This is a genomic window from Gemella sp. 20925_1_85, from assembly GCF_041433735.1.
Lineage (GTDB): Bacteria > Bacillota > Bacilli > Staphylococcales > Gemellaceae > Gemella.
This window is the reverse complement of the sequence record NZ_JAPWCC010000032.1, coordinates 1-19,166: the sequence shown is the minus strand read 5'-3', so window position 1 is coordinate 19,166 and position 19,166 is coordinate 1. Positions and strand designations below refer to the sequence as shown.

Sequence of the window (19,166 nt, the reverse complement as noted above, 5' to 3'; positions counted from 1 at the left end):
TTTAAATATTTGTAGAAGTACGATAACTATAAAAACTACTAGTCTATTATTTTTTTACATATTTGACAATGAATATTTTATAAATTAATAATCTTCTAGATTAAACAATTTTATACTATATAGTTTTATCATGAGTTTCAATTATTTATTTTAGATACTTTGTTAAATCTTCATCCCTTTCCTATATTAATTTTATTTAATTCTAACAACCTAATTATATAAAACAACCAATAGAAAATATTCTATATTATTACTAAATTAATACAAAACTATAAGCTTATAGCATTTTATTAGGTTTTAGGTTATAATATGAATATCATTTAAAAAAGGAGTATTAAAGTGAAAGTAATTATAGTCGGTGGTGGTAAAGTCGGTGAACTTCTTTGCGCTGATTTTTCTAACACATTTGATGAAGTGACAATTATCGATACAAATGAACGACGTGTTGAAAAGCTCGTTGAAACCTATGATATTAATGGATTAGTCGGTAATGGTGCGAATTCTGACATATTATTAGAAGCTGATGCAGCTAACGCCGATATGTTTATATCTGTTACTACTAGTGATGAAATAAATATGATTTCGTGCATAGCAGCTAAACAGATTGGTGCAAAATATACAATTGCGAGAATACGTAACCCAGAATATTCTAAAACAAAAGAATTTATAAAACAATCTCTAGGAATAGACCTAATGGTCAATCCTGAATACGAAGCAGCAAAACAAATTTTCTATATGCTGAAATATCCAACAGCAATAAAAGTAGAAAGTTTTTCTAACAACAAATTCAATATCTTAGAAGTAATAATTAATGAGAACAGTATACTTAATGGAGTATCTCTAATAGAAAGTAAAAAATACATCGATTTTCCATCACTAGTTTGTTTAGTTGAGAGAAAAGGAGATGTCTTTGTACCTCGCGGTAATTATATTTTTGAAGTTGGAGATAAAGTTCATATCACCGCTTCTAATAAAAATCTTAAAAACTTCTATAAGTTATTAGGAAATAAAGAAAATCTTGAGAAAAAGGTAACATCTTCTTTAATTATAGGTGCAGGGAAAATCGCTCACTACTTAGTTGAGTTTTTACAAAGAGTATCATTCTATACTAAAGTTATCGAAATTGATAAAGAAAAAGCCATATCCCTAAGTGAAACCTTCCCAGAAATTGATGTTATCTGGGCTGACGGTAGTGATAGAGACACATTAATTGAGGAAGGTATTCAAACATTTGATAGTTGTATTTCTCTTACAGGTCTTGATGAAGAGAATATTATAATTAATCTATATGCACATAAGCTTGGTATTAAGAAAACTGTTGCTAAAGTGAATCGTGCATCTCTTAAACAAATAGCTGAAGATATCGGCCAATATTCATACATCACACCAAAAGAAATAGTTGGGAATATAATAAAAAAATATACAAAATCTCTGCAATGTAGTCGATCTTCTGATATAGAAAGTTACTATCGTATAGCTAACAGTAAAGCTGAAGTTATAGAGTTTAAAATAACAAGTGATAATGCTAAAGTCATAGGAACTAAGCTTAAAGATCTAGCTATAAATGACAACATGCTTATCGCATTTATCATTCGTAATAATAAACAAATCTTCCCGAATGGTGAAGATGAAATTAAAGTAAATGATAATGTTGTGGTTGTAAGTTATGGAAATAAACTTGAACATATCGATGATATTCTTGTAAGGAGGTAGACTATGAATTTTAAAATGGTTTTTAACGTCGTTGGGAAAATGCTTATGCTCTTGGCAGCACTACTTATTCTCCCTACAGTCGTATCATTAATTTATGACGAACCTCTTCGTATTACGATTTCTTTTTTTAGTACAGTTATTGGATGCTTTGTATTATCAGTAGCAATGCATTATTTAACAAAAGATGTAACTGAACGAGATTTCTACAAGAGAGAAGGATATGTGATAGTAACATTAACATGGGTTATCTTTTCTCTATTAGGTGCCCTTCCCTTCTATTTATCTGGAGAGATACCACACTATATCGACAGTTTATTTGAGACTGTTAGTGGCTTTACGACTACAGGTTCAACTATCTTACAAGATGTTGAATCATTATCTAAGAGTCTATTATTCTGGCGTAGTTTCACACACTTTATAGGAGGGATGGGGGTTATTGTCTTTGCACTTGCAATTCTTCCACGATCTCCACACACCATTCATATAGCTAAGGCAGAAGTTCCTGGCCCATATTTTGGTAAAGTGGTATCATCTATGAAACAAACAGCAATATATCTTTATAGTATTTATATTGCATTAACAATTATATTATTCTTCCTACTATTGCTAGGTGGAATCGGAGTTTTCGATAGTATTAATCTAGCATTTTCTACAGCGGGAACTGGCGGTTTTGCTGTAAGAAACGCGGGTATCGCATATTATAATAGTACTTATATTACAGTTGTTATTGCTATTTTTATGCTAATATTCTCTATGAATCTTAGTTTAATATATTTTGTAGTCTTTAAAAGATACTTTAAAGTGCTAAAAAGTGAAGAATTACGTTGGTTTTTCGGAATGATATCTATTCTATCTGTAATAATGTTTTTAGATATTTATCGTTCGTATGATACACCTAACCATAGTTTACTAGATGTATTCTTCACCGTTTCTTCAGTTGTTTCGACTACAGGATTCACCTACAACGATTTTAATATTTGGCCTGTATTTTCTAAAATGATTATACTTATTCTTATGATTGTTGGTGGCTGTACTGGTGGTACTGCAGGAGGAATTAAAATTCCACGATTAATTTTCTTTGTAAAAAATGCGAAGCAAAGCATAAGTAAAGCTCTGAATCCAAGAAAGATTACTATGTTCAAAATAGACGGAAAAGTAGTAAAAGATACTGCTCCATTATCTAACTATCTGCTATTATTTGGCTTTGTATATGTTATTATTTTGTTCTTAATAACATTCCAAATTAATGACTTCGAAGATGCAATTTCTTTAACTGTTACATCAATTAGTAATGCTGGGCCTGCGTTTAATCACTATGGTCCTATGAGTAACTTTTCACAGATTCCATATTTTACAAAAATAATCCTGTCTGTTTCAATGTTACTAGGGCGTTTAGAATTAATGCCATTAATAGTATTCTTCTCTGCAAATACATGGAAAAAACGTAGAAAAAGATTAAGAGAAAATCAAAGAATAATCAATATTCATAATGAATAATACAAAAGACGAGATCTATTTATAAATCTCGTCTTTTATCATTGAAACTATCTCTTGAATTTCTTCATTAATTCTTTCATCTAGTTCTTCTTTAGTAATTAATTCATCATTATGTGCTTCAGTATACCCTAGTATTACACCTAGAGAATTCTTAACATTGTGTAACATAATTTTTTTCTTCTGTTCATTTTTATCCAATTCTGAACTTCTTCTATAAATCATATAAATATTTAAGAATACAAAAAATGTTAAAGGCAGGAAAAATATTTTTATATGTATTGCGGCAATAAGAAATACTACTATTAATACATTTACAGTTATAAAACTAATCATATTTTTCATGATATAAACTATAAACCTCTTTTTTATTTATGCCATACTCTTTAGCAGTATTTTTAATAGCTTCTGATTTTTTCTCACCACTTTGAACTTTTTGATAGATTATATCTATAATATCATCAAGATTAAGTTCTGTTTTTTCTTCATCCTTTGATGGAGAAATAATAACAACAAATTCGCCTTTTTCTTTAATTTCTCCACCTAACATTTCTAATATCACACTAGCTTCATATGTTTCAATTTGTTCAAACATCTTTGTAAGTTCTCTCGCTACTGCAATTTTTCTTGTTGGTGCAATTTTAACTATCTCTTCCACTAAGTTTTTTACCCTGTGTGGACTTTCATACAAGATCCCAGTTGTCTTTGAGCTTAAAATAATTTCTAACTTTTGCTTAAGTTCCTTACTTTTTCTCGGTAAGAATCCATAAAAAGTGTAATTGTAAGATTCAATACCACTAGCAACCAGTGCTGTAAGTCCTGCATTAGCACCTGGTAATGCAACAACATCTAGTCCTACTGACTTTACCTTCTCTACAAGTACATACCCAGGATCTGAAATACATGGCATTCCTGCATCAGTTACTAATGCGATATCTAGTCCTTCTTCTAAGTATTCTATTATTTTATCACTCATTTTATCTTCATTATGCTCATGATAACTAAGTAGTTTTTTACCCTTCACTTCATAATGATTTAATAACTTCTGAGTATTTCTCGTATCTTCACAAGCTATTATATCCGCTTCTTTCAGCACTCTTAATGCTCTTAATGTAATATCTTCCAAATTTCCTATTGGCGTTCCTACTAAATATAACATAGTTATTTTTCCTTTATTTTCATATTAAAATCTTTTATTTTTAGCCTTTTTTCTGTATCCAAATTAAGTAATATATACTCTTCTTTATTTCTACGAGTACGCTTTTTGAATAAACTTTCTGCACTCGTTGCTTCACTTTTTGTTTCAAACTCTTCAAAATATATAAGTTTTACAGGTACTCTCACCCTCGTATATTTTGCACCCTTTTTGGCATTATGGGTTTTTATCCTTCTAACAATATCTGTTGTATATCCAGTATACCAAGTTTTGTCACAACACTCAACTACATACATAAAACTACTCATAAATACCATACACTTTCTTCATTTCATCTGTATAACTACCATCTTCATTATAAATATAAAATGGTTGTTCAACTTTGATGTCACTAACCTTCGATATACTTCCCTCAATTAGTACTATTTTACTATTTTCACTTGAAGGCTTACTGTATACAAATCTTATCCTTTTTATTGCTAGTCCATTTTTCTCACATTCAGAGATAATATCACTTATTCTATAAGTTCTATGAACTAGTGCAAACTTCCCATTTTGTTTGACTAAATATCTAATCGCCTGCACCACATCACTAAGGTTACATAGTAATTCATGACGTGAAATATTGTGATTAAACTTTTCACGTTGATTCGGCATATTTTCAACAGGAAAATACGGTGGATTACAAATTACGTAATCGAATGTTGATGGTCTATAATATTCTTTTACATTTTTTATATCACCACTTCGTACTTCTACATTAGCAATATCATTTAACTCTATACTTTTTTTACTCAGCTCAACTAAGTCTTCTTGAATTTCTAACATTTCTATTTTTGCATCTGACTTTTCTCTAAGGATTATTGAGATACCACCGTTTCCGCTACAAAGTTCAATAATATTTTTCTTAAAACTTCTCGGTACATTGGCAAAATATGGAAGTAAAAAAGAGTCTGTTGACATACTATAATGATCAACTTTCTGTAGTATTTTAAAATTTTTCGAAACTGTATCAACTCTTAAATTATCTTCCATACTAACCTCTTGTTAAAAATTCTAGATTATTGTTATCTAATAAAATAGTAAAGACAAATTTTTCCAGTACCAATGTTGCATTAACATTCCCATTCAAATCTGCCAATGCTCGAAGTATTTTTTCCTGTACCTTACTAACATTAACAACATCACTTACGATTTCTTCACTATAACTTTTAGAAACTTTCATACTTAAATATTTAAAAAACTCTACCACTTCATCTTTAGATTTTAATTTTTCTAATAGATAAATATTAGCAAGATGAGGTTTTCTAATATATCTTTTTACATATTCATTAGTAATAGTAATTAATTCTTCATTCTGTTCAATTTCAATATGTTCACTGTGCCCAATTAGTTTAACTTGTTGACAACGCGAAATAATGGTTGGTAATACAGCACTGATATTTTTACAACTAAGAATAGCTATAATATCATCTTCAGGTTCTTCTAAAAACTTAAGTAAGCTGTTTGCTGCTTGCTCGGTCATTTTTTCAATATCTTTTATCCAGTAAATCTTCTTACCGTAAAATGATTTTACACTTAAATCAGATTTTAATGTTTGGATTTCATCTTTCTTTATCGAAGTTTCACTTGCTAGTTTATAAAAATCAACATAATTCCCATGATTTATACTATTGCAGTTTTTACAATTTTCACAACTATAAAATTCTTTATCTTTATTTTCTAAACAAAAAATTGCTTTAACAAAACTCAAAATAAACTCATCAGAATATAAACTATCCTCACCTACTACTAAATAGGCATGGGATAGTTTATCTGTTTTTAATGTATTTGTTAAAGATTTTATTACAATTGTATCTTTACTAAAGTTCATTGTTTAAAAATCCTTCCAATATAGAAAGTGCTTGTTTTTGCACATTCTCGTATGTATCACTTGCATCAATTACCTTAATACGATCGGTATTCTCTTTTGAAAGATCATCATAACCACGTTTTACATTTTTATAAAAATCTAGACTTTCTTGATCCATTCGGTTATTGTCATCTCTATTTTTTGTACGGGCTAACCCAACTTCGACATCTACACAAAAATATAGCGTCAAATCTGGTTCAAGATTATCTGTTGCATATGCATTAATATCTAAAATATCTTGTTTCGAAAGTCCTCGACCATAAGATTGATAAGCAACCGAGCTATCAACAAAACGATCACATATTACAATATACCCTTCATTTACATGCGGTAATATTTTTTTTACGATGTGATCTCGACGACTAGCACAAAACAGTAGGCTTTCAGTCTTAGCATCGATATCATTTGAACTATCGAAAAGTAGTTCTCTCACTTTCTCGCTAAACTCTGTTCCTCCAGGCTCACGTGTTGTTATTACTTTATATCCCTTTTCTTTCAAATACTCTGTAGCAAAGTTGATAAAGCTCGTTTTACCTGAACCATCTGAACCTTCTACTGTTATGAATTTACCTTTCATTTGAATAACCTTTCTTCTATATATATTTACTTATTCATAAATTGAGAAATTCTTTCAACAGCTTCTTTTATATTTTCCATGCTTGTTGCATAACTAATTCTAAAGAAGTCATTGTACGCTTTCCCAAATGCTGTCCCAGGGATAACCCCGACACGAGCCTCTTTCGCTAATAATTTACAAAATTCCATCGCGCCTAATTCACGGTATTTTGCTGGAATTTTAGCGAAAATATAAAATGCTCCATCAATTTCAGGAATTTCAAAACCTAATTCACAAAGTCTTGGAACCATATAATCTTTTCTTTCTCTATAAGTTTCAATCATATGATTATTATATTTATCTACATTTTCATCTGTTAAAGCTACTACCGCAGCATCTTGAACAAATGTTGGAGCTCCAGATACTGTAAACAGATGGAAAACCCCGATTTTTCTAATCATCGCTTGAGGAGCTGCGACAAACCCAATACGCCATCCTGTCATAGCATGAGATTTTGATAATCCACTGATTAGAACTGTTTGTTCTGGAATAAACTCAGCTAGTGATGTATGTTTATAGTTATATGTAATATCACCATAAATTTCATCACTAAGTACAAAAATATCATATTTTCCTAATACATCAGCAATTTCTTTAACTTCTTCTCTAGTATAAGAAACACCACTTGGGTTATTTGGATAGTTGATTAAAATTGCTTTTGCATCTTTATTCTCTTCTAGAGCTTTTTCTAAATCACTTGGACGAACTTTAAAGCCATTATCAGCTGTGTCAATAAATTTAATATTACATTTATTTAAAATACCTACTCCCTCATAAGCTGAGAAGTACGGTGTTACCACTAAAATAGTATCCCCTTGATTTGTAATAGCTGAAATTGTATGTTCTATTGCTGCAGAAGCTCCTATTGTTACAATAACCTCATCAGAACTATATTTCAAATTATATCTTTTTTCTAAATTTTTAGCCCACGCAGCTCTTAACGGCTCTATACCATTATTTACTGAGTAGTGTGTTCTATTATTATCTAAAGCAACTTTCGCCGCTTCTTTAACCTCTTCAGCAGTATCAAAGTCAGGTTCTCCCAATGTTAACTTGATAATTCCTTCAATCGTTGAAGCAAATGTATCAAATTCTCTAATTGGTGACCCTGTAAGATTTGCTAAAGATGTGTTAAATTTATTTTCTAATGATTTTTTAATTTCCATATATATATCTACCTTCCTTTGAAATTAGGTACATTGTTAATATAACATTTCTAATATTGTAACATATTTTCTAAAAAAATTAAATTACTATCATAAAAATATAAAAGTGAAAAATTAACAATGATTACATAATATTTTATAGTATTTTCATTAATTTTTCAAGATAAAATATCGGATACTTCTTATAAAATTTCAGAAAATTCAAAGAAAAGTATTGAAAAATAACTTGATTAGTATTATAATATTTCTAACACTTATATAAATTAATTGTTTTAAAAGATAAGGAGAAATATAATTATGACAAAACTAACAGTAAATGATATCAGAGTAGAACTTACAACTACTCCAAAAGAAAAAACACCTGACGATAAACTAGGATTTGGTACAGTTTTTACAGACCATATGTTCGTTATGGATTGGTCATCTGATAAAGGTTGGTATGATCCACGTATCGTACCTTATGGACCAATTCCAGTATCGCCGGCACTAAACGTACTACACTATGGACAAAGTGTTTTCGAGGGTATGAAAGCATATAATGCTAATGGAGAAGCAGTTTTATTCCGCCCAGAACAAAACTTCAAACGTTTAAATAAATCTTCAGATCGTATCGCTTTACCTGAGCTAGATGAAGAATTTGCATTAGCTGCTCTTAAAAAATTAATCTCTATCGATAAAGAATGGATTCCTAAATCAGAAGGTACTTCTTTATACGTTAGACCGTTCCTATACGGTGCTGAAGAAGCTCTAGGAGTACATCCAAATAACGAAGTTAAATTCGTAATTATCTTATCACCATCAGGAAGCTACTTCAAAGCAGGATTACAACCAAATAAAATCTTCGTAGAACACGAATATGTACGTGCTGTTCGTGGTGGATTCGGATTCGCTAAAACAGCAGGTAACTACGCTGGATCTCTAAAAGGTCAAAAGAAAGCACAAGAACTTGGTTACTCTCAATCACTATGGCTTGATGGAGTTGAACAAAAATACATCGAAGAAGGTGGAGCTATGAATATCTTCTTCAAAATCGATGGAACGTTTGTTACACCAGAATTAAACGGTTCTATCCTTCCAGGTATCACTCGTGCCTCAGTATTAGAATTACTTAAATCACTAGGTGAAAAAGTTGAAGAAAGAAAATTAGCACTTGAAGAAGTTTATGAAGCTTACGATAACGGAAAACTTGAAGAAGTATTCCTATGCGGTACTGCAGCAGTAATTGCTCCAGTTGGTGAATTATTCGACGGTACTAAAAAATTAGAACTTATCACTGATAACAAACCAGGAGAATGGACTCAAAAAATTTACAACCTACTTACTGGTATCCAATTAGGTAAAGTTGAAGATAAATTCGGTTGGGTTGTAAAAGTAGAAGACTAATATTAATAAAAGATTCCAAGTTTAATAATTTGGAATCTTTTTTATATCTTCTTTTAATTAGATTTATATACTTTTATTTTAAATCTGTTATATATAATTGATACTAATAGATATCACTTTTAAGAAAACAAAAAATGAAGTATGGAATTACACCCTACTTCATTTTTTTTATTATTTAAAAGATTTTAATTTCTCTAAATTTTATTTTTTATAAGCAAATGTATAAAGTGCAGAAACTAATGTAACAGCTCCTACAAAGTTACCTAAAAATACTGTTCCCATGTTTTGGATAAATTGTAAAACTGAGATATTTGCACCTTCAAACATTGCAGCTGGGATTGCGAACATGTTCGCAACCAAGTGTTGGAATCCAATAGCAACGAAAGTCATAATTGGGAACCATACACCAAACATTTTACTACCTACATCTTTAGCAGCGAAGTTTAACCATACTGCCATACCAACTAGCCAGTTACAACCTACAGCTGAGAAGAATACTTGCCAGAATGTTAAGTATACTTTTGATTCACCAGCTGAAATAGTTTTAGCTGCAATAGCACCACCAGTTAAACCAGTTAAATGTCCTAAGAAATAAGCAATAACTAGAGAACCAACAAGGTTTGCAAATGTAATAACAACCATGTTTTTAGCCAACAGTTTAAAACTAATTTTCTTATTAAACCACGCAACAGTTACAGCCATCATATTACCTGTAACTAATTCTCCACCACCAACTAAAATACAAATAAGTCCAATTGGGAAAACAGATGCTCCAAGTAATGCACCAATTCCTCCAAATTCTTTAGGAATTGATCCTGATACACGAAGTAAGGCTAAAAATCCTACCCCGATAAATGCCCCACCTAAGAAACCTAAACTTAACATATATTTAAGGCCTGCAGTTGCTTTAGCAGTACCTTTTTTTATAGTTAGTTCATAAACTTCTTGAGGCTCTAAAAATGCTTTAGATTCTACAGTGTTTGTCATAATAACACTCTCCTTAAAAATTTATAATAATTACATAGATATTAATTAACCTACATCTACAATAAAGATTATACAATAACAAGGATATTTTTTCAACACTGTTTTAATACAGTTTTTATTAAAATATGGATAATTTAACAAACTACTCTACCCTTTTTTTATTAAGAAAATCAAATATATCACTATTTATTTATCTTATAATCAATAAAACTGTCTATAATAAAACGTTTTCTATGAATATTATATTTTTTAATATTTGAATTATTCTTATCACAGAATACGATAATATTGAGACAAAAATTATAATTTTACCTAAAAACTTTACTAAAAATAATTATTACTGTTCTATTCAGATACTAATTAAAGTTAAAATTATTAATACATGACATAAATACTTTTGGAATCTCTCTACTTTCATAAATAATATTACTTTAAACCATATAAAAAAGCGATTGGATAATTCCAATCGCTTAATTTACTATCTTGCAAGCTTAACTGCTCTAACCTCACGGATAACATTAACTTTAATGTTTCCTGGGTATTGCATCGTTTCTTCGATTTTATTTTTAACTTCTTTGGCAATTTTGTAAGTTTTTGTATCATCTACTTCTTCCGGATTTACGATTACTCGAATCTCACGACCTGCTTGAATAGCAAATGTTTTTTCTACACCTTTGTGTTCATTTGCAATTTCTTCAAGTTTTTGTAGACGTTTAATATAATTTTCTAATGACTCTCTTCGAGCTCCTGGACGTGATGCAGAAAGTGCATCCGCTGTGGCAACAATGACAGAAATTGGGTTTGTTGGTTCTGTATCACCGTGGTGCGAAGCAATTGCATTAACAACAATTGCATTCTCTTTATATTTAAGAGCTAATGCCACACCAATTTCTACGTGTGAACCTTCAACTTCATGATCAAGTGCTTTACCGATATCATGTAGTAAACCTGCACGACGAGCTGTAGCAACATCTAAGTCTAACTCAGCTGCGATAAGTCCAGAAATATATGCTACTTCCATAGAGTGTTGTAGTCCATTTTGACCGTAACTTGTTCTATATTTTAACTTACCAACGATTTTTACTAAATCTGGATGCATATTATGGATACCAAGATCAAATGTAGCTTGTTCCCCTGCATCACGAATAACTTGATCAATGTTCTTACGTGCTTTATCAACAGCTTCCTCAATTTTCGAAGGATGGATACGACCATCATCAATAAGTGATTTAATCGCAGTTTTTGCAATCTCACGACGTATTGGATCATATCCTGAAAGGATAACTGCTTCTGGAGTATCATCAATAATTAAGTCTACTCCTGTTAATGTTTCTAAAGTACGAATGTTTCTTCCTTCACGTCCGATAATACGACCTTTCATATCATCACTTGGAAGATCTACGACAGATACAGTAGTTTCACTAACTACATCTGTAGCAAAACGTTGTAATGATTGAACAATAAGTTCTTTTGCACGTTTATCAGCAACGTTTTTCGCCTCTAGTTCTTTATTTCTTATATATATTGCCATGTCTTTAGCCATATCAGTCTCTACTGCGGCCATAATCTCTTCACGAGCTTGTTCTTCTGTTAAGTTTGCAATTCTTTGCAACTCTGTTTCTTGTTGAATCTTAAGTTGATTAACTTCGCTACTTTTCTCTTCAAGAAGTTGAGATTTTTCTTCCAATTTCATCTCTCTAGAACTTAATAACTCGTCTTTTTTATTTAAAAGCTCTGTTTGGCGTTCTAGTGAAGATTCTTTTTGAACGATTCTATCTTCTTGTCTTTGAATATCTTGTTTTTTAAATTCTGCTTCTTTATTAGCAATGTTAATTATCTCTTCAGCTTCTTTTTTAGCGATAGTAGTTTCTTTTTCAACTATATATCTAGCTTCTTTTCTTGCTTCTCCAATAATATGGTCAGCATCTTGCTTAGATAACTCTAATTTCTTTTGAATAGAATTTTTTGAAATAATATATCCAAATAAAAGTCCAACAAGTAAAGCTGCAACACTGATTATTCCATAAATCATTTTGCAACCTCTTTCTATTTTGAAAAAATTTTTTTTATTATGATATAACAACTAGTCGATAATTAAAATCCATACAAATTGTCACATACCATAACTACAATTCTACACTACCTATAGTAAAAAGTCAATAGTTCACTCAGGGAAAATCCTAGTTTACAAAAACTTTTCTTCTATATAATATAGTTTTTAAATATCTTTTCAAATTATAACTTATATTATCAACTATTTGAAATTTTCGCTTGAATTTTGGCTAACTTAGTTGTATTATTTTATTATCTACTCAATAAAAGTAGACTTATTTTTACCAATAAAATAAGTTTTTTTAAAAAAACTTGTTAAAATACTTGCAATTACTTATCCAGTATGATATTATATTCAAGTATGTAAAAATACAAAACTTGATTGAGTGGGAGAACGAAAAATTTAAAGACGTTCAAATGACCACATCACGAAAAATATATAGGAGGTTTTATCGTGGCTAAAAAAGTTATAAAAGTTGTTAAATTACAAGTACCAGCAGGTAAAGCTAACCCAGCTCCACCAGTTGGTCCAGCGTTAGGTCAAGCTGGTGTAAACATCATGGGATTCTGTAAAGAATTCAATGCTCGTACACAAGACCAAGCAGGATTAATCATTCCAGTAGTAATCTCAGTATATGAAGACCGTTCATTTACTTTCATTACTAAAACACCACCTGCACCAGTATTACTTAAAAAAGCAGCTAAAATTGAAAAAGCATCTTCTGTACCTAACCGTGACAAAGTTGCTACAGTTTCAAAAGCTCAAGTTCAAGAAATCGCTGAACTTAAAATGGCTGACTTAAACGCAGCTTCTGTAGAAGCAGCAATGCGTATGATTGAAGGTACTGCAAGAAGTATGGGTATCTTAATAGGAGAATAGGAGGATAATTATAATGGCAAAAAAAGGTAAAAAATATCTTGAAGCAGCTAAATTAGTAGATTCTTCTAGTCTATACTCTGTAGTAGAAGCAATCGAATTAGCTAAAAAAACAAGCACAGTTAATTTTGACGCAACAGTAGAAGTTGCATTCCGTTTAGGAGTTGACACTCGTAAAAACGACCAACAAGTTCGTGGAGCAGTAGTTCTTCCTAAAGGAACTGGTAAAACTGCTAAAGTTTTAGTTTTTGCTAAAGGTGATAAAGCAGCAGAAGCTGAAGCAGCAGGAGCTGACTACGTAGGACAAGGTGAATACATCACTAAAATCCAACAAGGTTGGTTTGATTTTGACGTAATCGTTGCTACTCCAGACATGATGGGAGAAGTTGGTAAAATCGGTCGTGTATTAGGACCTAAAGGATTAATGCCAAACCCTAAAACTGGTACTGTAACTATGGACGTTACAAAAGCTGTTAATGAAATCAAAGCTGGTAAAGTTGAATACCGTGCTGAAAAAGCTGGTGTTGTTCACACTCCAATCGGTAAAGTTTCATTCTCAACTGAAGACTTAGTTGAAAACTTCAACGCTGTTCAAGACGCTTTAGCTAAAGCTAAACCAGCTGCTGCTAAAGGAACTTACTTCAAATCTGTAGCTGTAACTACAACTATGGGTCCTGGAGTTCGTGTTAACACAGCAGAATTCAAATAAGAAATATTAATAAAAAGAAGATTTGGTTATCCAAGTCTTCTTTTTTTCTTCTTTCCCTACCTCACTATAAAATAAATAAAAAAGCTATGACTAACACTATTTTCTGTACTAAGTCACTAGCTTTCTTATATTCTTTTATTTTCGTTTTATGCTTACTTAACCTTACTTGGTTTCATTATAAGTATTTATTAATTCAACTCTAGTTGCATCTTTTGTTCCTTCTTTAATTCCTTCAAAGAACATATTAGCTTCAAATGTATAAATTTTTAAGACACTTGTACTTATTAAAAGGAACAGAATTAAAACAAGTTTTCCTTTATACTTTTTATCTACTCGTTTATTTTCTCTATTATGTGCTAATAAAATATTTAAGCTAACAAAGTAATATAACAATGTGATTACTATTAATAGTGCTAATTTTATTAAACTAAATTGTGTATTATCATATTTTGGACCTACATATCCACTAAAAGGCACTAAAGAAAATCGAAAGATTCCTACTATAAATTGATAAATAATAATATCATATATAAAGAAGTATATTAGTGTTATTTTTGTCTTAATCATTTGGATTACAGCAAAATTTGATAGTGCTATAACTACTATTATTGCATATAGGTATTCAATAGGATTAACTTTACGATAAATATAATCTAATACAAGAGATATTATTCCCCCAAAGAATATAGTTATATAAGTTGTATAGTAAATATATCTTACTTTATCTTTTAATGAAATCGGTAGATATTCAATAAATTGTTGTTCAGTATCATCATATTTTCTTCCATTTATCACAATAATTATTGAACTAATAACAGCTAAAATAATATAAGTTTTATGAAATAATAACTCAAGCACTACAGTGATGGTAATAAAATAATATAGTAAATATAAACTCTTATATAATAAAGGTTTCGTATAATTTCTATTTGAAATTAAATTCCAAATTGCCCCAAAGTTAGTATCGTATTTTTGTTTATACATTTGACTTCTCTCCCTTCATAATAGAAAGTAAAATTTTTTCTATATCTGTAGTGTTAAATCTTTCTTGTAGCTCTACTATATCTTCTTTAGTATTAATTCTTCCATTTTCTAAAACAATTACATAATCCGCTAAACTCTTTATCACTAAAGGATCTTCAGTTACAAGAATAATCATTTTATTTTCATCCATATAATCTCTTAGAAGATTTAATATTTCTTTTTTAGCTATTAGTCCTACTCCAGAAAATGGATTATCTAGTACTAAAATCTTAGAATTCGTAAAGTACCCTATTGAAAATAATAGTATTTTTTTCTCTCCTTGAGATAATTCATAAATTTTACTGTGAAGAACAATCTTCTGTTTATTTAAAAATTCAAAACATTTCTCTAAATCAAATCTTTCATCTAATTTAGATATTTTAAATAAAACCTCATTAACTTGTAAAGTGTCTGAAAACAATGGTTTATCTGCAACATATGAATACAGTTTTTTAATTTCTACTGCATTTTGATGAAAGTTCAAATTGTTATAGCTAATAGACTTGTTATCTGATGATATTGCTCCTAAAATCGTTTGAAGAAATAATGTTTTACCACTCCCACTATTACCTGTAATTGCATATACATATCCGTCTTCTAACTCCAAATCTATTGGACCTAGTTGAAATAACTTTTTATTAATCTGTAAATTATTAACTTTTATCATAAATTTTTTTCCTCCAATACTCTATCAACTATAGCCTTAACATCATCTATATTAAGTCCGTCATTAATAGCCCTATCAATTATTTCCTTTAATTCAACTAAATACTCTTCTTTCTTTATAGATAATACAGTATCTAAATCTATATCATTTACAAAATACCCCACTGCTCCTTTAGAATATATGAGTTCTTCTTGTAATAATACTTCATATGATTTTTTTACTGTTATTATACCTACTTCTAGCTCTTTAGATAAACTTCTAATAGAAGGTAATTGATCATTGCATTTTAAGCTACCATTAAGAATACTACTCTTTATTTGTTTAGCCACCTGTTGATAAATCGGAACAGATGACATATTAGAAATTTTTATATCCATCATACTCCTCCTTATTAATTCTTTTTTATAATTAATTTGTATAATTCAATTAGATATTTAAAACGTTTTCTTGTATCTACTGTGATTATACGATAGGTACAGTTACTTTGTCAATATGTAATTTGTAATTTCTTATTTTTTTTCTTAACAATATTAAAGTACTGAGTTAATACGCAAAAATTATTTTGAATTATTATTATACATGTTATAATTATATTATCTAATATTTTAGGAGTGTATTTATGATTACAATTATTGTGCCAATTTATAACGAAGAAAAAACAATACGTGATTTCATCTATAATCTTTATTGTTTGCATAATATAAAGAAACATGAGGTACTTTTCGTTGATGGGGGTTCAACAGATAAGACAAAAGAAATCCTAGACGAACTTTCTTATTTCGGTTACTCATATCACTTATCAGATAAAAAAGGACGAGCAAATCAGATGAATTATGGTGCAAAAATTGCTAGGGGGGATATTCTATGGTTTATTCATTGCGATAGTGTTCTACAAAAAGATGTAATAGAAAAAGTTCTTGCCTGCCCTACTGAAGTTGGCTGTCTAAAGATCAGATTTTATCAAAGTAGCTTTCCTATGTGGGTAAATTCTCTTATTTCTAATATGCGTGCAAGTATTACTAACCTTGCCTTTGGAGATCAAGCAATATTTCTAACCAAGAAAGTTTTTAATGAAGTTGGAGGATATAAAGATATGCCTTTAATGGAAGATTATAAACTCTCTGAAGATTTAAGTGCACTAAGTTACAAAATTACAGTAATCGACTCCCCTATCACAACATCTACAAGAAGATATAAAGATCATACTGTAAAAACAATGTGGCAGATGCAACAATACCAAAAAATGTATCGACGTGGAGTTCCAGTAGAAGAAATAGCAAAAATGTATAGAGATGTAAGATAATAGAGTTAAAGATTTTTAGAATTATTTTTTAGTTGAGTGGCTGACCCAAAAGTACTAAATTTTAAAATAGTTTACACGAAAACTCATAGACGAAGTGGTTTATTGATATCTAAATTCGCTTTATAAAAGCTTTTTAGATATCTAATAAACTGTGCGGTGGCGACTTGACAAAATCGATTTCTCCGAAATCACGATTTTTGAGTCACTCCCATAAATTGGGCAATTTCATTGATTATTTATGCAAACTAACATATAATAAAATTATATACAAATTTTTAAAGGAGAGAATAAATATGGCAGATTATTTTAAAAAGAAACATTTAATCGAATTTGGTGAAGGGAAATTTGGAGAAGACGCACCTGATTACTGGAAAAACTTTATGAATTACTACGGTAATGTTATGGCTGAAGGTGAACTAACAACTCGTGAAAAAGCTCTAATTGCACTTGCGGTAGCTCATGCTGAAGCTTGTCCTTATTGTATTGATGCTTATACTAGTACTTGTTTAGAAGAAGGATGCGACCAAGATCAAATCGCAGAAGCTATTCACGTTGCAGCAGCAATGAAAGCTGGTATTACTCTTGTACACGGTCTTCAAAGTAAAGAACTATCTGATAAATTAACAAACTAGTATTATTATGACAAAATTAAATATTCCTAAATTTTTTGATCAAGTTGAGGAAAAACAATATTTATTAACTGAAGAATTTCCTGAAGTTATGCAAATCAACGTAGGTAGTTTATGTAATATTACATGCAGCCACTGTCACGTTGATGGTGGACCTACAAGGAAAAATAATATGGTTCGAGAAACTTTTGAACAGATAATTGAAGCATTTAAGGTTGGTAAATATAAAACGATGGATATTACAGGTGGTGCTCCTGAGATGAATCCAAACTTTAGATGGTTTTTAAAGGAAATCTCTCAGTATGCTAAAACTATAATTGTAAGAACAAATCTTATTATCCTAGATGTTCCAGCTTATAGAGATATACCAGAATTATATCGTGACTTAAAGGTTCAAGTAGTGGCGTCACTACCCTACTACAACGAAAAAGTCGTAGCTAAGCAACGTGGAAAAGGTGTTTTTCCTAAGTCAATAGAGGTACTAAGAAGACTAAATGAACTAGGTTATGGGAAAGAAGAAGACCTTATCTTAAACCTAGTCTATAATCCAAATGGAGCATTTTTACCTCCTAAACAAGAAGCATTAGAAAAAACTTATAAGAAAAAACTATATGACAATTTTGAAATTGTCTTTAATAACCTATTCGCAATAACAAACAATCCTATTGGAAGATTCTCTGAATTTTTACATAGAGAAGATTTATATGAAGGATATATGAATAAACTTTATAAAGCATATAATCCTGCAACATTGCCAGGCCTAATGTGTAGAAACATGATTTCTGTTGGTCCTGATGGATCTTTATATGATTGTGACTTTAACTACATCGAAAAGCTTAAAATCTCAGGTGAAATTAATCATGTGAGTCAGCTTGTAGACAATCATACGGGTGTACGTAGAATAGTTACTGGTATGCACTGTTACGGTTGTACAGCAGGAGCTGGTTCGTCTTGAGGTGGAGAGACTTGCTAGCATAGGTTATGCTAATAGTATGCGAAAAGAAGCCATTAAACACGGCTTCTTTTTTTCTTAAACTATTTTTTTATTAATGTATTAATAATATTTCCTGCAATATCCGTAAGACCACTTCCACTATTACTAGTGATATTAAATAACTCACTCATATCATTACTTAATGAATTATCCTTAGAATATGATTCTAATACTTTATTAATCATCGGTGCCACAAGCGCTGACCCTGCTCCTTGATTCAGTTGTTCTAATGCTTTATTTAGAATATCAGTAACAAACGATGGTGCTTGATTCCCGCCTATAATATTATTAATTAATTCTTTAATTTTGTCATCAGATTCATTACTTCCAGAAGATAGAACATTTTCTAATATATTTTTTAGCATATTACACCTCTTGAATTATTTTATTCTAGTTTACCATATAAAACATAAATGTACTATATATTTAACTTTTATAATCTGATTTTTAGACTTTTGATTTTAGGAACACACTTTATTTCTCCG

At 30.2% G+C, this 19,166-nt stretch carries 21 protein-coding genes; 8 read left to right on the top strand and 13 right to left on the bottom strand.

Features of this window, described 5'->3' with window-relative positions; genetic code table 11:
• Positions 1-339: 339 nt before the first annotated feature.
• Both trkA and O3884_RS08150 read left to right on the top strand, forming a co-directional pair.
• On the top strand, positions 340-1,713 hold the full coding sequence (trkA, locus tag O3884_RS08155; RefSeq protein ID WP_371452812.1) for a Trk system potassium transporter TrkA: 1,374 nt from the start codon (positions 340-342) through the stop codon (positions 1,711-1,713).
• A 3-nt stretch (positions 1,714-1,716) separates the two neighbouring features.
• On the top strand, positions 1,717-3,210 hold the full coding sequence (locus tag O3884_RS08150; protein WP_371452810.1) for a TrkH family potassium uptake protein: 1,494 nt from the start codon (positions 1,717-1,719) through the stop codon (positions 3,208-3,210).
• Positions 3,211-3,225: 15 nt separating this feature from the next.
• On the opposite strand, the gene O3884_RS08145 is transcribed toward O3884_RS08150, so the two are convergent.
• From O3884_RS08145 to O3884_RS08115, 7 genes are all read right to left on the bottom strand, one after another.
• Positions 3,226-3,408 carry a hypothetical protein gene (locus tag O3884_RS08145; protein WP_371452808.1) on the bottom strand — a complete coding sequence of 61 codons (183 nt, stop codon included), beginning with the start codon at positions 3,406-3,408 and terminating at the stop codon, positions 3,226-3,228.
• Positions 3,409-3,535: 127 nt separating this feature from the next.
• Positions 3,536-4,372 carry a 16S rRNA (cytidine(1402)-2'-O)-methyltransferase gene (gene rsmI, locus O3884_RS08140; RefSeq protein ID WP_371452814.1) on the bottom strand — a complete coding sequence of 279 codons (837 nt, stop codon included), beginning with the start codon at positions 4,370-4,372 and terminating at the stop codon, positions 3,536-3,538.
• The gene (locus O3884_RS08135; RefSeq protein ID WP_371452806.1) at positions 4,369-4,671 is read right to left on the bottom strand and encodes a GIY-YIG nuclease family protein; all 303 of its coding nucleotides are present in this window, start codon (positions 4,669-4,671) and stop codon (positions 4,369-4,371) included. Before O3884_RS08135 ends, rsmI begins: the two co-directional genes overlap by 4 nt.
• Positions 4,664-5,398 carry a tRNA1(Val) (adenine(37)-N6)-methyltransferase gene (locus tag O3884_RS08130; protein WP_371452805.1) on the bottom strand — a complete coding sequence of 245 codons (735 nt, stop codon included), beginning with the start codon at positions 5,396-5,398 and terminating at the stop codon, positions 4,664-4,666. Before O3884_RS08130 ends, O3884_RS08135 begins: the two co-directional genes overlap by 8 nt.
• Before the next feature lies 1 nt (position 5,399).
• Entirely contained in the window at positions 5,400-6,236 is an 837-nt protein-coding gene (locus tag O3884_RS08125) for a DNA polymerase III subunit delta' (RefSeq protein WP_371452803.1), read from the bottom strand.
• On the bottom strand, positions 6,226-6,852 hold the full coding sequence (gene tmk / locus O3884_RS08120) for a dTMP kinase (RefSeq protein WP_371452802.1): 627 nt from the start codon (positions 6,850-6,852) through the stop codon (positions 6,226-6,228). Before tmk ends, O3884_RS08125 begins: the two co-directional genes overlap by 11 nt.
• 26 nt (positions 6,853-6,878) lie before the next feature.
• Positions 6,879-8,057 carry an aminotransferase class I/II-fold pyridoxal phosphate-dependent enzyme gene (locus tag O3884_RS08115; protein WP_371452800.1) on the bottom strand — a complete coding sequence of 393 codons (1,179 nt, stop codon included), beginning with the start codon at positions 8,055-8,057 and terminating at the stop codon, positions 6,879-6,881.
• Positions 8,058-8,354: 297 nt separating this feature from the next.
• Here O3884_RS08115 and O3884_RS08110 point away from each other — a divergent pair, with 297 nt between their 5' ends.
• Positions 8,355-9,440 (top strand): branched-chain amino acid aminotransferase, encoded by a 1,086-nt coding sequence (locus tag O3884_RS08110; protein WP_371452798.1) that lies wholly within the window; start codon positions 8,355-8,357, stop codon positions 9,438-9,440.
• A gap of 201 nt (positions 9,441-9,641) precedes the next feature.
• On the opposite strand, the gene O3884_RS08105 is transcribed toward O3884_RS08110, so the two are convergent.
• Both O3884_RS08105 and rny read right to left on the bottom strand, forming a co-directional pair.
• Positions 9,642-10,427, bottom strand: a complete 786-nt coding sequence (locus tag O3884_RS08105; protein WP_294683065.1) for a formate/nitrite transporter family protein — start codon at positions 10,425-10,427, stop codon at positions 9,642-9,644.
• Positions 10,428-10,905: 478 nt separating this feature from the next.
• Positions 10,906-12,459: a ribonuclease Y gene (gene rny / locus O3884_RS08100; protein ID WP_294683066.1), complete on the bottom strand. Its 1,554-nt coding sequence runs from the start codon at positions 12,457-12,459 to the stop codon at positions 10,906-10,908.
• Between the two features lie 474 nt (positions 12,460-12,933).
• Between rny and rplK the strand changes: the two genes are divergently transcribed.
• Positions 12,934-13,359 carry a 50S ribosomal protein L11 gene (gene rplK / locus O3884_RS08095; protein ID WP_003144801.1) on the top strand — a complete coding sequence of 142 codons (426 nt, stop codon included), beginning with the start codon at positions 12,934-12,936 and terminating at the stop codon, positions 13,357-13,359.
• Positions 13,360-13,372: 13 nt separating this feature from the next.
• Positions 13,373-14,065, top strand: coding sequence for a 50S ribosomal protein L1 (gene rplA / locus O3884_RS08090; protein WP_003144761.1), 693 nt, complete (start codon positions 13,373-13,375; stop codon positions 14,063-14,065).
• Between the two features lie 162 nt (positions 14,066-14,227).
• On the opposite strand, the gene O3884_RS08085 is transcribed toward rplA, so the two are convergent.
• From O3884_RS08085 to O3884_RS08075, 3 genes are read right to left on the bottom strand one after another with little or no spacing between them, the layout of a single operon-like run.
• Positions 14,228-15,049: a hypothetical protein gene (locus tag O3884_RS08085; protein ID WP_371452796.1), complete on the bottom strand. Its 822-nt coding sequence runs from the start codon at positions 15,047-15,049 to the stop codon at positions 14,228-14,230.
• Positions 15,042-15,755 carry an ATP-binding cassette domain-containing protein gene (locus O3884_RS08080; protein ID WP_371452794.1) on the bottom strand — a complete coding sequence of 238 codons (714 nt, stop codon included), beginning with the start codon at positions 15,753-15,755 and terminating at the stop codon, positions 15,042-15,044. Before O3884_RS08080 ends, O3884_RS08085 begins: the two co-directional genes overlap by 8 nt.
• Positions 15,752-16,132: a GntR family transcriptional regulator gene (locus O3884_RS08075; RefSeq protein ID WP_371452792.1), complete on the bottom strand. Its 381-nt coding sequence runs from the start codon at positions 16,130-16,132 to the stop codon at positions 15,752-15,754. The genes O3884_RS08080 and O3884_RS08075 overlap by 4 nt, the downstream gene beginning before the upstream one ends.
• A 242-nt stretch (positions 16,133-16,374) precedes the next feature.
• Between O3884_RS08075 and O3884_RS08070 the strand changes: the two genes are divergently transcribed.
• The 3 genes from O3884_RS08070 (at position 16,375) to arsS (ending at position 18,642) form a co-directional block, all read left to right on the top strand.
• On the top strand, positions 16,375-17,058 hold the full coding sequence (locus tag O3884_RS08070; RefSeq protein WP_371452790.1) for a TIGR04283 family arsenosugar biosynthesis glycosyltransferase: 684 nt from the start codon (positions 16,375-16,377) through the stop codon (positions 17,056-17,058).
• Between the two features lie 293 nt (positions 17,059-17,351).
• Positions 17,352-17,690 (top strand): arsenosugar biosynthesis-associated peroxidase-like protein, encoded by a 339-nt coding sequence (locus tag O3884_RS08065; RefSeq protein WP_003144831.1) that lies wholly within the window; start codon positions 17,352-17,354, stop codon positions 17,688-17,690.
• A 7-nt stretch (positions 17,691-17,697) separates the two neighbouring features.
• A complete protein-coding gene (arsS, locus tag O3884_RS08060; RefSeq protein ID WP_371452788.1) occupies positions 17,698-18,642 on the top strand; it encodes an arsenosugar biosynthesis radical SAM (seleno)protein ArsS in 945 nt (314 codons plus the stop codon).
• 80 nt (positions 18,643-18,722) lie between these two features.
• On the opposite strand, the gene O3884_RS08055 is transcribed toward arsS, so the two are convergent.
• On the bottom strand, positions 18,723-19,046 hold the full coding sequence (locus O3884_RS08055) for an acetyl-CoA carboxylase (RefSeq protein WP_371452787.1): 324 nt from the start codon (positions 19,044-19,046) through the stop codon (positions 18,723-18,725).
• Between the last annotated feature and the right edge of the window lie 120 nt (positions 19,047-19,166).

Coding starts and splice junctions, on each gene's coding strand:
- O3884_RS08150 (WP_371452810.1), top strand. CDS start 1,717: ATGAATTTTAAAATGGTTTTTAACGTCGTTGGGAAAATGCTTATGCTC.
- O3884_RS08135 (WP_371452806.1), bottom strand. CDS start 4,671: ATGAGTAGTTTTATGTATGTAGTTGAGTGTTGTGACAAAACTTGGTAT.
- O3884_RS08130 (WP_371452805.1), bottom strand. CDS start 5,398: ATGGAAGATAATTTAAGAGTTGATACAGTTTCGAAAAATTTTAAAATA.
- O3884_RS08125 (WP_371452803.1), bottom strand. CDS start 6,236: ATGAACTTTAGTAAAGATACAATTGTAATAAAATCTTTAACAAATACA.
- tmk (WP_371452802.1), bottom strand. CDS start 6,852: ATGAAAGGTAAATTCATAACAGTAGAAGGTTCAGATGGTTCAGGTAAA.
- O3884_RS08115 (WP_371452800.1), bottom strand. CDS start 8,057: ATGGAAATTAAAAAATCATTAGAAAATAAATTTAACACATCTTTAGCA.
- O3884_RS08110 (WP_371452798.1), top strand. CDS start 8,355: ATGACAAAACTAACAGTAAATGATATCAGAGTAGAACTTACAACTACT.
- O3884_RS08105 (WP_294683065.1), bottom strand. CDS start 10,427: ATGACAAACACTGTAGAATCTAAAGCATTTTTAGAGCCTCAAGAAGTT.
- rny (WP_294683066.1), bottom strand. CDS start 12,459: ATGATTTATGGAATAATCAGTGTTGCAGCTTTACTTGTTGGACTTTTA.
- rplA (WP_003144761.1), top strand. CDS start 13,373: ATGGCAAAAAAAGGTAAAAAATATCTTGAAGCAGCTAAATTAGTAGAT.
- O3884_RS08085 (WP_371452796.1), bottom strand. CDS start 15,049: ATGTATAAACAAAAATACGATACTAACTTTGGGGCAATTTGGAATTTA.
- O3884_RS08080 (WP_371452794.1), bottom strand. CDS start 15,755: ATGATAAAAGTTAATAATTTACAGATTAATAAAAAGTTATTTCAACTA.
- O3884_RS08075 (WP_371452792.1), bottom strand. CDS start 16,132: ATGGATATAAAAATTTCTAATATGTCATCTGTTCCGATTTATCAACAG.
- O3884_RS08070 (WP_371452790.1), top strand. CDS start 16,375: ATGATTACAATTATTGTGCCAATTTATAACGAAGAAAAAACAATACGT.
- O3884_RS08065 (WP_003144831.1), top strand. CDS start 17,352: ATGGCAGATTATTTTAAAAAGAAACATTTAATCGAATTTGGTGAAGGG.
- arsS (WP_371452788.1), top strand. CDS start 17,698: ATGACAAAATTAAATATTCCTAAATTTTTTGATCAAGTTGAGGAAAAA.
- O3884_RS08055 (WP_371452787.1), bottom strand. CDS start 19,046: ATGCTAAAAAATATATTAGAAAATGTTCTATCTTCTGGAAGTAATGAA.